Source organism: Vibrio sp. RE86 (assembly GCF_013114545.1).
Classification (GTDB): Bacteria; Pseudomonadota; Gammaproteobacteria; order Enterobacterales; family Vibrionaceae; genus Vibrio.
In genome coordinates this window covers 24,085-38,063 of sequence record NZ_VTXI01000002.1, presented here as the reverse complement: position 1 = coordinate 38,063, position 13,979 = coordinate 24,085, and the positions used below count along the sequence as shown (strand labels likewise).

Sequence of the window (13,979 nt, the reverse complement as noted above, 5' to 3'; positions counted from 1 at the left end):
TGTGGCTCTAGTAACCGAATAGGTTCGGCAAGAAGAGGACGCTTTGCGGTACGAACGTAATGAAGAACAGCACCAAGACTTCAAGTAGGAATAGCGGAATCACCTGCTTAGATATTGCAGCAATGCCGACCTTAGAGATCGTGTTGGATACAAACAGACAGATCCCCATCGGTGGTGTAATCAAGCCAATCATTAGGTTAAAGATAACCACAATGCCAAAGTGAACAGGGTCGATACCAAAGCTCATCGCAATCGGGTGGAAGATTGGGATAAGAATCAGCATGGCCGCAATGCCTTCAAGGAACAGCCCCACCGCCAATAGGATTAGGTTCACCATGATTAGGAACATAATCGGATCAGAGATAGTGCTCAGAACCTGCTGGCTGATGTATTGAGGGACACGCGAGAACGTCAGTAGCCAGTTTGCTACAGAAACAACAGCAATCAGAATCAATACGATAGAAGAGTCGCGCATTGAACGCATAAACACTTCAGGTAAGTCGCTCACTTTGATCGATTTGTACATGAACATGCCGACGGTAAGTGCATAGAAGGCAGCAAAAGCAGCGGCTTCGGTCGGCGTTACAATCCCCATTAGGATTGAACCTAGGATAAAGATTGGCATAGTCAGTGGCACAAACGCTTTCACTAAAGCCTTGCGGCGGCTAGTGCGAACACCTGTATTAAGGATCTTATGTTTGGTTGCGTAAAAGAATACAAAGACTGACAGTGCAATCGCCGACAACACACCAGGGACAATGCCCGCTAAGAACAGCGCAGGAACAGAAACACCACTGGCAATAAGTGCGTAGATGATCACTGGAATGCTTGGTGGAATCATCGGGCCAATCACGGAAGAAGCCGCAGTCAATGCCGATGAAAACTCTTTGCTATAGCCCTCTTTCTCCATTTGAGGGATAAATACTCGCCCTAGTGCTGAAGTATCGGCTACCGCGGAGCCTGAAATACCAGCAAACATAACTGAAGACCAGATATTTACTTGAGCTAAACCACCACGGAAGTGGCCAACCAGCGCATTGGCAAAATCAATAATTCGGTTAGTAATACCACTCTTGTTCATCAGCTCCCCGGCCAAAACAAACAGTGGTACAGCAAGAATAGAGTATGAATCTAAGCCGCTAAAAATTCGTTGTGCAACAAGGCTAATTGAAATTGGTGTGCTCGATACGTAGAACGACATTGCCAGAATAATGGCAAACACTAGCGGAACACCAAAAACGAGCATACCGCCCATTAAAGCTATTGATGGCATAGTAGATCCTTATACATCGCCTTGAGTGAGAGAAGAGACTGGCGCAGTTTGACGACGAGCCATTTGTACATACTGAGCTAAACGAAGTAGCGACGCGACAATTAAGCAGATCCCGCCAATAACAAGGGCTGATTGGAAGTAAGACATGCTTAAACCAATACCCGGTGACTCGATAGCACCACGTTTCATGACAAATAGGTAACCGGAGTAAGTCATTATCCCTGCTGAAACAAGGACGGCGATATCAACCACAATCGCTAACACTTTTTGGAAAATCGCAGACTTTACTGAATCAAGTACAGCAAATTTAATGTGCAGCCCTTCAAGGTAACAAAGTGATGTACCAAACATCACACCGTAGATCATTGAGTACTTACACAGCTCTTCGCCCCATAGGATTGAGGTATTGAAGAAATAGCGCGAGATGGTTGTGATCAGCATAACTGCAAACAATACAAACAGAGACGAGCCTGCACAGAATGCTAATAATTTTTTATATTGTTCCATCATGATTCCCTATCTCCTTGGGAAAAGCCGCAACACCGAGCGTTCGATGCTGCGGATATCAGTATTACTTAGATGCAGCTTCAACCGCTTGAAGTGCGCCATCGATCCATTTTGAATCAACTGTGCCTTCTAGCCACTTGATCACTGCAGGCTGAGTCTTGTCGCGGAATTGCTTCTGCTGCTCTGCCGTCAAAGAAGTAATCTTCATGCCTTTTTTACCCAAAGTCTCAAGACCTTCAGCTGAGTTAACTTGTTGCACAGCGCGGCCAACCGTACCTGCAACATGGGCAGCACGATCGATGATTGCGCGGTCAGCATCAGAAAGACCTTGGTAGAAATCATCATTCATTAATAGGAAATCGGTGCCATAAACATGGCCATCCAGTGTGATGTAGTCTTGCAGCTCGTAGAATTTATTTGCACTGATTACACTGACTGGGTTCTCTTGGCCATCAATAACACCGGTTGTTAGAGCTGCAGGTACCTCAGGGAAAGCGATAGGTGTTGGCTCTGCACCTAGCGATTTCAGCAACTCAACATAAAGAGGCGTTGTCATTACGCGAATTTTCAGACCTTTTAGGTCATCAGGAGATTTGATTTCACGCTTAGAGTTGGTGAAGTGACGGAAACCGGTTTCACCGTATGCAAGGTTACGTAAACCTGTCTGCTTTAAACACTGCTCATTCAGCTGTTGACCGAACTCACCATCGAGTACTTCCCAGGCCACTGGCGCTGAAGGGAAAAGGTACGGAATTTCAAGCACGTTCGCTTCTTTACAAAGCTTAGAGTAAGCACCTGATACCATTGTCATCGTCAGCATTCCCTCTTGAGCTGACTGAAGCAACTCTGTTTCGCCTCCTAACTGACCTGATGGGTAGATGTTAACGGCAATACGACCACCAGATTCCGCTTCAACGATATTCTTAAAGACTTGAGTCGCAGCGCCCTTTTTAGAGATCGTCCAATCCTGTGAATCGACATGACCGATTGTAATATCAATGTCGGCAGCGGATGCGTTAGCAGCAAATGCAAGTGATACGGCAAGTGATAGTGTTTTTATAGTTTTCATTATATGGAACCTCCTGTTTCATTGCCGATAAAACTAACACTTAGATTTAACAAAACAAAATTCACTTACTGAAAGCATTATTCAAAAAATAGATAACCCTTGCTTACAAAGTGAAATTAAAGACAAAATATAAATAACCAAAATCAATAACTTAATGATAAAAATAAATCATAATCATCATCAATAATTGGTCAAAAATGCCATTTTACCATTCGGTTAATTTTGGAGAATTAAGTCACACTTTCGAAACAATATATCGTTCAACACTTCATCGAATGCTCGAATTCGGCTACTAATAAGTCCATTGATAGGGTAATTAAGAGTTTCGAGCCATATCATAATTAGAGTTTTCACTCTAAATATTAAAAGTGTGATTTATTTCATATCTCATACCGTATCAACCTTGTAGTGGTAAGGAATCCGAATGTTTAATATCCCAAACTTACGTCATTTACGGGCCATCTCTGAAGTCGTACACACTGGGAGTATTAGTAAGGCATCAGACACGGTTTTTCTTTCTCAGCCCGCCATAACTCAAGCCATTTCTAAACTTGAAAAGAACATGAACAGTGAGCTTTTTGAGCGTACGAGTGATGGAATGACACCGACGAAACAGGGAAAGGCTTTCGCTTTTCGTATCGATCGTGCCTTAGAAAACATCAGCCAGGGCATCTCCAACGCGCTTAAGATTGCCACCAAGCAGCGCAAGAACAGTGTGCAACGTTACCTATTCAACATTACCACCACACAGTTAAAAGCACTGGTGGCTGTCGCGAACGGAAAGAGCTTCACGGAAGCAAGTCGACTGCTCGAGGTTTCGCAGTCCTCTGTCTATCGTGCATCAAAAGATCTCGAAGATATTTTAGGCTTCACTCTGTTTGAAAAAACCAGTACCGGCATCGCTCTTTCTAAAGCGGGCGCAGCACTAGACAAAGCAAGCAAACTGGCTTTTGTTGAAATAAAACAAGGACTTGACGAAGTTAACCTACTGAGCAACAGACACAGCTCTGCGATTACTGTAGGCTGCCTACCGCTGGCTCGAACCTGTTTACTACCAAGCACGATAAACGAGTTTTCCGAGGCTTACCCCGATTGCCAAATTCACGTTATTGATGGCCCATACAAAGATCTACTCAATCACCTCAAATACGGAGAAATAGACATTCTGATTGGCGCACTTCGTTTTCCTGTACCCAGTACAGACATACGTCAAGAGACACTGTTTGAATCTAAGAACACCATCTTATCGCGAGCAGGGCACCCGCTTGCCAAGAAAGAAAAAGTCAGTATTCAAGATTTACAGGAGTCGAGTTGGGTCGTCTCATCCAGTGCGACGCCTGCTAGAAAGATGTTCGAAGATATGTTCACTAAAGAAGAGCTCAATGTCCCTAATCGGCTGATTGAAGCAAGCTCACAAATGCTAGTGAAAGAGCTGCTTATTGGCAGTGATCGATTAACCCTTCTTTCTCAACATCAAATCAGACGCGATCTGGATGAAGGCCACTTGGTCGCTCTTTCCTTCGAAGGAGAAGAACAATCTAGACCTATTGGTTTAACCGTGCGTAAGAACTGGTTTGCCACATCGGTACAAACCCACTTTCTACAATTATTGCGAACCAATGGTGTAAAAATGTCGCTGTAATTATCCAACTTTTTTCAAAATTGAATACCCTTACACTTAATTTGATTATTCGCATTAAAACCGAGATGTTAATGTTTTCACCATAACCAAAGACAACAAATGATTACAAAGGATGGTTATGATGAGGATCAGTAGGATCGCATTCATTGGTTTTGGTGAAGCCGCAAAAACATTTATTTCATCTTGGGATAATAAAGCACCTGAAATAATCAATGCGTTTGATTTAAAAACAAATAGTGTATTTACAAGAGAGAAAAAACTTCTCGAATATATCGAACATGGCGTGCAAGGAACATTTAAAGCAGAAGAAGCGATAGATGGTGCGCAAGTAATATTTTCACTGGTCACCGCTGATCAAGCGGAACCCGCGCTTCAAGCGTTGATTCCCTCACTCAGCGAGAAGCAAATCATCCTCGACTGCAACTCATGTTCGCCAAAAACAAAGCAACGATTAGCACAGCAAGTGAAAGCTCAAGGCGCAGAATACATAGATGTTGCGATTATGGCTCCAGTGCTCGCAGCCAAGCCGAGAATTCCATTGAATATCTCCGGTGAACGGGCAGACAAAGTCTCAGATTACCTCTCTCAAGTTGGATTTGATGTCGAAGTCATCTCTGAGCAAGTGGGTGACGCTTCAAGCATCAAAATGCTGCGCTCAGTGATGGTCAAAGGTCTTGAAGCACTCACCACAGAATGTCTGCTCGCTGCGCGAAAATCCGGTGTGGAAGAACATGTGCTCAAGTCACTAAGTAGTACCTATCCTGGGCTGGCGCTTGATGACCTAAGTCGCTACCACATGGAGCGAATGCTTAATCACGGTGAGAGACGCCATGCTGAGTTAAAAGAGGTGGCAGCGACATTAGGTGAGCTAGAAATGAACCACTCTATGGTAACGGGAGCGATGAATTGGCATCAATCACTCGGGGAACTATCGATTGAGTACATAGAACAACCTCTATCTCAACTATCAGACGAAATTATAGAAAAACTGCAAGTAGCAAACTTAGACAATACTGCAACGCAATTAGAAAATACCCAATAACTTTATCGCTTGAATACAAAAGGAATGATTATGAAAGTGTGTGTAGTAGGCGCAACTGGCGCATTTGGCCAAAAGCATTTAGAAGCGCTGCGCAGCATTGAAGATGTGACAGTGACGGCGATGGTTGCCCCTGAAGCAGACAAGCTAGACCAACTGATCACAGATTACAACCAGACCGCACAGGGCTATGACTCTCTGGATGAGGCACTTAAGTCGGACAATATTGATGCCGTCATCTTAGCAACACCGACCCAAATGCACGCAGAGCAAGCAATCGCATGTATGGAAGCAGGCAAGCACGTTCTAGTGGAAATTCCAATGGCGGACAACATTGAGGATAGCTACAAAGTAGTTGAGACTCAAAAGAGAACTGGCGTTGTCGCGATGGCTGGTCACACACGTCGCTTTAACCCAAGTCACCAGTGGATTCATAACAAGATTGCAGCAGGCGAACTCAACATTCAGCAAATGGATGTTCAGACCTACTTCTTCCGTCGCACTAACACCAACGCAAAAGGTGAACCACGTACTTGGACCGATCACCTTCTATGGCACCACGCTTGCCACACTGTCGATCTTTTCCAATACCAGACTGGCGAGAAGGCATCGAAGATTCAGGCACTGCAAGGCCCTATTCACCCAGAGCTCAATATCGCAATGGATATGAGCATTGGTATGAAAACGCCATCTGGCGCGCTTTGTACGCTATCACTTTCTTTCAATAACGATGGTCCATTTGGCACTTTCTTCCGCTACATCTGTGACGAAGGCACTTACATCGCACGCTACGACGACCTATTCGATGGCAAAGAGACTCCGATTTCACTTGAAGGTGTTGCGGTTTCTAACAACGGTATCGAGCTTATTGATCGTGAGTTCTTCGATGCGATTCGCACAGGTCGTGAACCGAATTCAAGTGTAGCGAGCTGCCTGCCTGCAATGGAAACACTGCACGAACTTGAACAGCTATTAGAGCAAGAGTAAGGAAGTCGGCGATGATTAGAATAGGTGAGCACTCACTTGCACCAATCGCACTGGGTTGTATGAATATCTCTCACGCTTATGGCACACCACCAAGCGAAGAACACAGCATCAAACTGCTCAATAAAGCGTTAGATCTTGGCTATAACATGCTAGACACCGCTGCGCTTTATGGCTTTGGCAACAACGAAAAATTGTTGGCAAAAGCAGTCGGTCATCGCCGTGATGAATTCTTCCTTGCTAGTAAATGTGGCATGTTCAAAGGCCCTGACGGTAAGCGCGCTATCGACGGTCGTCCAGAGACAATTCGCCAAACTTGTGAAGACGCACTGCAGCGTTTAAACACCGATGTCATCGATCTCTACTATCTGCATCGCTGGGATAAAACGGTTCCAATTGAAGAGAGTGTCGGCGAGCTTTCTAGGCTAGTCGAAGAAGGCAAAATCAAGCACATTGGTTTGTCTGAAGTATCGGCGAAAACCCTAGAGAAAGCACATCAGGTTCACCCTATTGCAGCGGTTCAATCGGAGTATTCGCTCTGGTCACGCAACGCTGAAATTGCTGTGGTTGATAAGTGTAGCGAACTGGGTAGCACCTTTGTTTCATTCAGCCCAGTTGGACGCGGAATTCTCAGTGGTGAGTTGCAAAGCAATCAATTTGTCGATGGTGATATTCGAAATGCGATGCCAAGGTTTAGCAATGAGAACTTCGAGTCAAACGTAACGGCAGTCAATAAGTTTGCTTCTCTACTACCAATTTTTGCTGAAGAGAATACCACTCTGCCATCACCCACTCTAGCTCAGTTCGCACTGGCTTGGACACTTGCCAAAGCGCCCCACTCTATCGCTTTGCCGGGGACAACCAGTTTGCAACACTTAGAAGATAACTGGAATGCACAACACTACTCCATCTCTAAGCCGTTGTTGGAGCTGATCGACCGAACTGTACCGCAATCATCTTTCATTGGTGGCCGCTACAACGCGCCAACACAAGCAGAAATCGATACTGAAGAGTTTTAACTGCAAACCAAACATAAAAACAAGCTCACAGAAAAGAGCGCAAAGTAAGTAAAGGATTAATAACATGACAACAAAGAAAACAGCTTTAGTAATCAGTGCCCACTCAGCAGATTTTGTATGGCGTTGTGGCGGTGCCATCGCACTTCACCAAAAACTCGGTTACGAAGTGACTATCGCTTGTCTTTCATACGGTGAACGTGGTGAGTCAGCAAAGCTTTGGAAGCAAGAAGGCATGACGCTTGAAGATGTAAAACGCATCCGTCATGAAGAAGCGACAGCTGCAGCCGCGGCACTTGGAGTGAATGACATTCGTTTCTTTGACTTCGGTGATTACCCGCTAGAGATCGACAAAGAAGGTAAATACCAAATCGTTGACCTAATTCGTGAAGTGCAGCCAGAGTTCATCATGACCCATTCTAAATGGGACCCGTACAACACAGACCATATGTACGCAACTGAGATAACTCTACAGTGCCGCATGATCGCACAAGCTTGGGGTCATAATCCTGGTGAGAAAGTACTAGGCGCCCCTCAGGTTTACCTATTCGAACCGCACCAAAGTGAGCAGATGGAATGGAAACCAAATACTTTCCTAGACATCTCTGAAGTATGGGAAAGCAAGAAGGCGGCAATTGAGTGTATGCAAGGTCAAGAGCACCTGTGGACTTTCTACGAGAACCTAGCGGAAAACCGTGGCAACCACTTTAGACGCAACTCAGGCGGTCAAGCGGGCGGCAGAAGCTGTCAACACGCTGAAGGCTTCCAAGCTATCTTCCCACAGTGTGTTGATTCGTTGTAAAGCCTCTCATATCGACCTATAAATAAACTAAAGCCCCGCTACACTGCGGGGCTTTTTGTAAGCGTTAGCTATCTACTTTTTGCTATGCGCAGCAAACACCTAATCTAAGCCGTTATCGTTCTGAAATAATCCGTAGGCGTTAACCCAAACTTGTCCTTAAAACGCTGACTAAATCGCCCCTCAGACTGATAACCACACGCCAAAGCCAACTGAGCAACATTGCTATAGCCACTCTGTATCAGAGACAAGGCATGAGCCAAACGAACTTCAGTAAGCACCTCGCGAAACTGAGTGCCTTCTCGCTTTAACTTGCGGATCATCGTCGCGCGACTCATAGCAAATTGTTGCGCGACTTCATCCAGAGCATGCTTATCACTGGGTGATCGAGCCAAGTAACGGCTCAATTGCTGACGAAAAGTTGTGTTAGTACTTGGAAACAGTTGATGCAGAACGCCTTTTTCTGCCAACTGCTGGTACAAGCCAAGTATCCAAAAACGCTGAGTCTCATGACTTATCGCTTGGGATTGAAACGAAAAAAGCGTATCTAGCGCAGTTTGCAGTGCAGTATCAGTACGAAAAAAAGGCTCCGCCTGTTCGTAAGCTCTGCTGTGACTCAACTCCAGCATCGCTTCTGTCGGAGAGCAGTGAAAAGTAAATACCCGAGAAAGGAAACGTCCTTTCTGCGGTAGATTTTCAAAGCTCAACGAGGCAGAAGCTTCACACAGCAGCAGCTCAGTATTCGAGAGATCTTGAACAGCATCTTTCCAGAATAGTCGCTTACTCCCAGCCATTATTTGAATAATACTCGGAGAGTGAACTCGCACATTTCTGAGTCTCTGCAGTTGTTCAGCTCGAAACAGAGTCACTTGATAATGAGTGCTCATTACATCTCCTATTTGATACCCTAACGTGTGTACGTTGCCGTTAGCGTTGCCGTATCAATAGCAACACTGTTAAGTGTAAAGCCAACCACGGCTGGCGGAGTATTCTCATCGAGGCCTAAGGTCGCCTTTGGTAGTGCCCAAACCGTAAATTGATAGCGGTGCATTCCATGACCTTTCGGAGGGCAAGCGCCGCCAAAACCTGTGCTTCCATAATCGATTCGAGCCTCCTTGCCACCGAGCTTGCTGATATCAACGCCTTGTTCTAACTCAGTTGTTTTGCTCGGGAGATCAAACGCGACCCAATGCCAAAATCCACTGCCCGTTGGTGCATCTGGATCATAAGCAGTTACGGCAAAACTCTTGGTGCCTTCCGGGACATCTTTCCACATCAATTGCGGCGATACATTGTCACCATCACAGCCCCACCCCTGATATTCGAACGTCTTGGCCATTGGGTGACCTTCCTGAATATCTTGGCTAACCAGTTCAAATGCTTGTGTTGAGCCTGCGGTAAACAAACCTAATGCCAAGAGAGATAATGATGTTGCTTTCATAGTTCGATTCCTTTTTGTAAGTTCGGAACCAGTCTATCGCCGCCAGCATCAGAGAATGCATCTATAAGTATCACATTGAATTAAATTTAAGCAACAAATGATACTTTTAGATATCACGCATGGCACTCGAGCAAAACAAAGAAAAAGCCCCAGAGTGCGATACTCTAGGGCTTTAGAAAGGTTGAATCAGCGATTAAATTTAACGGTTTTCTATCAACATGGTGCCAGCGCCGGTATTCGACACAGGAGCGTGATAGCTGCTTTTCAGCACATTTAACTCACCGGTTAACGCACCGCGCATGCCCAGCCACATAATGAACTCAGCACCTTGTGCACCGCCCTGCTCAACCAAGTCATAGATAGACAGCTTGGTTAACGTCTCAGGATCGTCAATTAGCTTTTCCATGCAGTAGAGATCAAACTCTTTATTGATAAAACCTGCACGTTCGCCATCAAGTTGGTGAGATAAGCCGCCAGTGCCAAGCACAACGACCTTCAGGTCTTTGTCGTAGCTTTCTACCGCTTTACCAATCGCCTGACCTAAATTAAAGCAACGCTTAGGTGATGGCATTGGGTGCTGCTCTACGTTGATACACACAGGGATAACTTTCATGTGACCGTAGCTGAAGTTTGGCCACATCAGCTGCATCGGCACAGTTAACCCGTGGTCAACTTTCATCTCTTGGCAGATAGTAATGTCAAACTCGTTCTCAACCAGTTCGTTACAAATATGCCATGACAGCTCTGGGTCACCGTTAATTTCTGGAATGGTTGGGATGCCCCAGCCTTCATCGGCATTCTTATAGGTAGGTGCCGCGCCAATCGCAAAGGTCGGTTTCTTATCAAGGAAAAACTCTAAGCCATGGTCATTGTAAAACACGATAGCCACATCTGGTTGTACTTCATCTAACCAGTGGTGAATCGGTGGGTATGCATCGAACAGAGGTTTCCAGTAGTCCGTTTGTTGAAGGTTATTCTCAATTGCTTTACCAATTGAAGGAATGTGGGAAGTGGTAATTCCGCCAACGATCTTTGCCATAACTATTTCCCTGCCTCTACTAACATCTGTTTAAATTCTTCAACTGTCATACCCGTTTGCATCGCACCAATATCTTGCATGTTGAGTCCCAACATACCGACGAATTTGGCAAGGTAATAGATACTGCCACCTTCTGCGATCAACCCTAGAACATCACGCTCCTTGATTGCCGTCTTTTGAGCTTCCGTCAGGCCATACTTGTCGCAGTAAGCCATTTCATCAGCTGAAAACGCATCACGTCCTGCCTGTTCATTGAGTGAATGGCACATCTTGTTCAATCCGTAGCCTTTACGTGCCATTGCGCCATCAAACATGGTTGTGCCTGGAATCGGCTTATTGTTTAAGTAAGTCATGTTACACGCTCTCCGGCCAGTAAAGTTTCATTGGGTTAGTAACAAGTAGTGCTTGCTGTTGCTCTACCGTAGTGGCGATTTGTGGAATGACATCCACTAGGTGGCCATCATCTGGGGTATGAGACTTCATATTTGGGTGTGGCCAATCCGTACCCCACAACACACGATTTGGGAAAAGGTCGACTAACGTTTTGGCAAACGGCACCACATCAGAGTAATCCGGTGGCGTTTGAGTCAGACGCTCAGGACAACTCACTTTGCACCAGATATCTGGGTTGCGCTCCATTAGCGAGATGAACTTACCAAACTCTTGGCTATCAACGCCTTTAGCCACATCTGGACGGCCCATATGATCAATCACGACCGTCATCTTGAGTTCTTCGAGGAATGGCGTCACATCATCAATATCTTGCGCTTCGAAATAGACCACAACGTGCCAACCTAATGGGCGGATCTTCTCAGCGATCGCTTTGAGCTTTTCTGTTGGTACTGTATCAACTAAGCGCTTCACAAAGTTAAAGCGAACGCCACGAACGCCAGCTTTGTCCATCGCTTGTAACTCTTCATCTGTGACAGTTTCGTCAACGAATGCGATACCACGAGCCAACTCACCAGCGGATTCCAGCGCATCCACCAGCGCACGATTATCAGTGCTATGGCAAGACGCTTGAACAATCACATTGCGGCTAAAGCCTAGGTGATCACGCAGAGCAAAAAGCTGCTCTTTTGAGGCATCGCAAGGGGTGTACTTACGCGCCGGAGAGTAAGGAAATTTAGCCGCAGGACCAAAAACGTGACAGTGGCTATCCACTGCGCCTTCTGGCACCACAAACTTCGGCTTGCTTGGATTTGGGTGGAACGGTAGGTAATCAGCGTCCATGTTTCTTCCTTGTTATTTTCAGCAGGCTTACAGTCCAAATACGGTGCCATCAAACAGCTTTCTTGCTGTACGAAGGATCGCTGCGGACTTCACTTGATTTTGCTCGACGTCTAACACCACACTCATTTTTCCAATAGGGTGTTCAACATCGATTTTTATTTGTTGTTCTATTTCTACGTCAGCAAGCTCACTTGCTGGCGCGTTACTCAATATGCACGCACTGGCGACACTCACGGCACCAAGAACACCTATCGACGCATGACAGCGGTGAGGAATAAAGGTACGTGTTGAAATACCCCCACCATACTGCGGTGCACTCACCAGTGTCATTTTCGGCACACTTAGCTCACGAACATCGCCAAGATTCATCATTGGCCCAGCCTGTAAACGAATCGATTCCAAACGCTCCTTTAGCTCCGAATTACTATCAAGCTGTTCTCGAGATTCATCCCCAGTCAATCCGAAGTCGAGTGCCTTTAACACAACAACTGGCATGCCGTTATCGATCAATGTGACTTCTAAACCATCAATCACATCGACTTCATTGCCTGTTGGCAACAACGCACCACAGGTTGAGCCAGCCGTATCTTCAAAACAGACAGCAATAGGCGCTGAGGTGTTAGGGACACCATCAATCTGACAATCGCCTGCATAGGTCACCTGCTTGTTTGGGGTTTGCACCGTGACAGTTGCAATCTGCTGCGTGTTCTCCATGAAGATACGGACTGGTGTTTGACCCTCTTGCGCTTCAACCAATCCACGTTCGATAGCAAACGGAGCAACACCCGCTAAAATATTGCCACAATTTTGCTTAGCACTAATAAGCTTTTGGTCAACAAATACCTGTTGAAATAGGTAATCTACATCGACGCCTTCACGTTTTGACGATTCTACAATCGCGACCTTTGAAGTGAGTGGGTCGGCCCCACCAATTCCGTCGATTTGCCTTGGGTCAGGCGTACCCATCACTTCGAGTAAAAACTGATTGCGTGCTTGCTCAGAGCTAGGGAGATCTTCTCGCAGGAAATAAGCGCCCTTTGAAGTACCAGAGCGCATCCACATGCATTGAACAGCCAAGGGAGAGTTAGACATACTTCAAGCCTTTCTCTTCCAAACGAGCACGCATCTGATAGATATCAAGCCCCAGCTCACCGTTAGCTAAACGGACGCGCTTTTCTTCTTCACGTTCCATACGTGCTAGTGATTCGTGGAGAACTTCTTCCACTTCTTCACGGCGTACAACCACAACGCCATCTTCATCAGCCACCATAATATCGCCGGGGTAAACCAGTGCGCCCGCGCAGTTCATAGGTACATTGACTGAGCCAAGCGTCTCTTTAATCGTTCCTTCACTAAAGACCGCTTTCGACCAAACTGGGAAATTCATTTCACGTAGGTCACGAGTATCACGCACGCCACCTTCAATGATTAATCCCACCACACCACGTGCCTGCGCTGAGGTTGCTAGCAAATCGCCAAAGTAGCCGTGGTTTGATGGTGAGGTTGGAGCGAACACCAAAAAGTCACCCGCCTTGGCTTGTTCGATAGCCACATGCATCATCCAGTTGTCCCCTGCTGCACCAGAAATGGTCAGCGCAGAACCTGCAACAGCATCGCCTTGAAAGATAGGGCGCATGTAGTGAGCTAATAACCCCTTTCGGCCTTGCGCTTCATGAATAGTAGCGACACCACATTGGCGAAGGCCTTCGATGATGGCCTTATCTGCGCGTTGGATATGTTGAACTACGACGTTGTTTTGCATTTTGGGTCCCTCTTATGCCTTTAGGCGGATAGACACGATGCATACGTTACGAAAACGTGGTCTTGGCAGTCATCACCACAACTCTTTGTCGTACTATCCGTAGATGCAATTACTATAAAGAGGCGTTCTCGACTGCGATATTTCAATTATTTTTCAAGGTATAAGATTTTGAGAT

At 45.9% G+C, this 13,979-nt stretch carries 15 protein-coding genes; 5 read left to right on the top strand and 10 right to left on the bottom strand.

Features of this window, described 5'->3' with window-relative positions; genetic code table 11:
* Nucleotides 1–7: 7 nt before the first annotated feature.
* The 3 genes from F0231_RS02405 to F0231_RS02395 all read right to left on the bottom strand — a co-directional run bounded on the left by F0231_RS02405 (nucleotide 8) and on the right by F0231_RS02395 (nucleotide 2,849).
* Nucleotides 8–1,273, bottom strand: a complete 1,266-nt coding sequence (locus F0231_RS02405; RefSeq protein ID WP_171758118.1) for a TRAP transporter large permease — start codon at nucleotides 1,271–1,273, stop codon at nucleotides 8–10.
* Nucleotides 1,274–1,282: 9 nt separating this feature from the next.
* A complete protein-coding gene (locus F0231_RS02400) occupies nucleotides 1,283–1,783 on the bottom strand; it encodes a TRAP transporter small permease (protein WP_171758117.1) in 501 nt (166 codons plus the stop codon).
* 61 nt (nucleotides 1,784–1,844) lie between these two features.
* Entirely contained in the window at nucleotides 1,845–2,849 is a 1,005-nt protein-coding gene (locus F0231_RS02395; RefSeq protein ID WP_171758116.1) for a DctP family TRAP transporter solute-binding subunit, read from the bottom strand.
* Between the two features lie 424 nt (nucleotides 2,850–3,273).
* Between F0231_RS02395 and F0231_RS02390 the strand changes: the two genes are divergently transcribed.
* The 5 genes from F0231_RS02390 to F0231_RS02370 all read left to right on the top strand — a co-directional run bounded on the left by F0231_RS02390 (nucleotide 3,274) and on the right by F0231_RS02370 (nucleotide 8,332).
* Entirely contained in the window at nucleotides 3,274–4,491 is a 1,218-nt protein-coding gene (locus F0231_RS02390) for a LysR family transcriptional regulator (protein ID WP_171758115.1), read from the top strand.
* 118 nt (nucleotides 4,492–4,609) lie between these two features.
* Complete coding sequence (locus F0231_RS02385; RefSeq protein ID WP_253825709.1) at nucleotides 4,610–5,533, top strand: DUF1932 domain-containing protein; 924 nt, start codon at nucleotides 4,610–4,612, stop codon at nucleotides 5,531–5,533.
* A 30-nt stretch (nucleotides 5,534–5,563) separates the two neighbouring features.
* Nucleotides 5,564–6,517, top strand: coding sequence for a Gfo/Idh/MocA family oxidoreductase (locus F0231_RS02380; protein WP_171758114.1), 954 nt, complete (start codon nucleotides 5,564–5,566; stop codon nucleotides 6,515–6,517).
* Between the two features lie 11 nt (nucleotides 6,518–6,528).
* Nucleotides 6,529–7,533 carry an aldo/keto reductase gene (locus tag F0231_RS02375; RefSeq protein WP_171758113.1) on the top strand — a complete coding sequence of 335 codons (1,005 nt, stop codon included), beginning with the start codon at nucleotides 6,529–6,531 and terminating at the stop codon, nucleotides 7,531–7,533.
* Between the two features lie 64 nt (nucleotides 7,534–7,597).
* Nucleotides 7,598–8,332: a PIG-L deacetylase family protein gene (locus tag F0231_RS02370; protein WP_171758112.1), complete on the top strand. Its 735-nt coding sequence runs from the start codon at nucleotides 7,598–7,600 to the stop codon at nucleotides 8,330–8,332.
* A gap of 104 nt (nucleotides 8,333–8,436) precedes the next feature.
* Here F0231_RS02370 and F0231_RS02365 read toward each other — a convergent pair whose 3' ends face one another.
* From F0231_RS02365 to F0231_RS02335, 7 genes are all read right to left on the bottom strand, one after another.
* Entirely contained in the window at nucleotides 8,437–9,216 is a 780-nt protein-coding gene (locus tag F0231_RS02365) for a helix-turn-helix transcriptional regulator (protein ID WP_171758111.1), read from the bottom strand.
* A gap of 20 nt (nucleotides 9,217–9,236) precedes the next feature.
* Entirely contained in the window at nucleotides 9,237–9,770 is a 534-nt protein-coding gene (locus tag F0231_RS02360; protein ID WP_171758110.1) for a YbhB/YbcL family Raf kinase inhibitor-like protein, read from the bottom strand.
* Between the two features lie 199 nt (nucleotides 9,771–9,969).
* A complete protein-coding gene (locus F0231_RS02355) occupies nucleotides 9,970–10,809 on the bottom strand; it encodes a class III extradiol dioxygenase family protein (RefSeq protein WP_171758109.1) in 840 nt (279 codons plus the stop codon).
* Nucleotides 10,810–10,811: 2 nt separating this feature from the next.
* The gene (locus F0231_RS02350) at nucleotides 10,812–11,162 is read right to left on the bottom strand and encodes a protocatechuate 4,5-dioxygenase subunit alpha (protein ID WP_105058664.1); all 351 of its coding nucleotides are present in this window, start codon (nucleotides 11,160–11,162) and stop codon (nucleotides 10,812–10,814) included.
* 1 nt (nucleotide 11,163) lies between these two features.
* Nucleotides 11,164–12,042 carry an amidohydrolase family protein gene (locus F0231_RS02345; RefSeq protein WP_171758108.1) on the bottom strand — a complete coding sequence of 293 codons (879 nt, stop codon included), beginning with the start codon at nucleotides 12,040–12,042 and terminating at the stop codon, nucleotides 11,164–11,166.
* Nucleotides 12,043–12,069: 27 nt separating this feature from the next.
* Nucleotides 12,070–13,134: a 4-oxalomesaconate tautomerase gene (locus tag F0231_RS02340; RefSeq protein WP_171758107.1), complete on the bottom strand. Its 1,065-nt coding sequence runs from the start codon at nucleotides 13,132–13,134 to the stop codon at nucleotides 12,070–12,072.
* Nucleotides 13,127–13,804, bottom strand: a complete 678-nt coding sequence (locus F0231_RS02335) for a 4-carboxy-4-hydroxy-2-oxoadipate aldolase/oxaloacetate decarboxylase (protein ID WP_171758106.1) — start codon at nucleotides 13,802–13,804, stop codon at nucleotides 13,127–13,129. Before F0231_RS02335 ends, F0231_RS02340 begins: the two co-directional genes overlap by 8 nt.
* Between the last annotated feature and the right edge of the window lie 175 nt (nucleotides 13,805–13,979).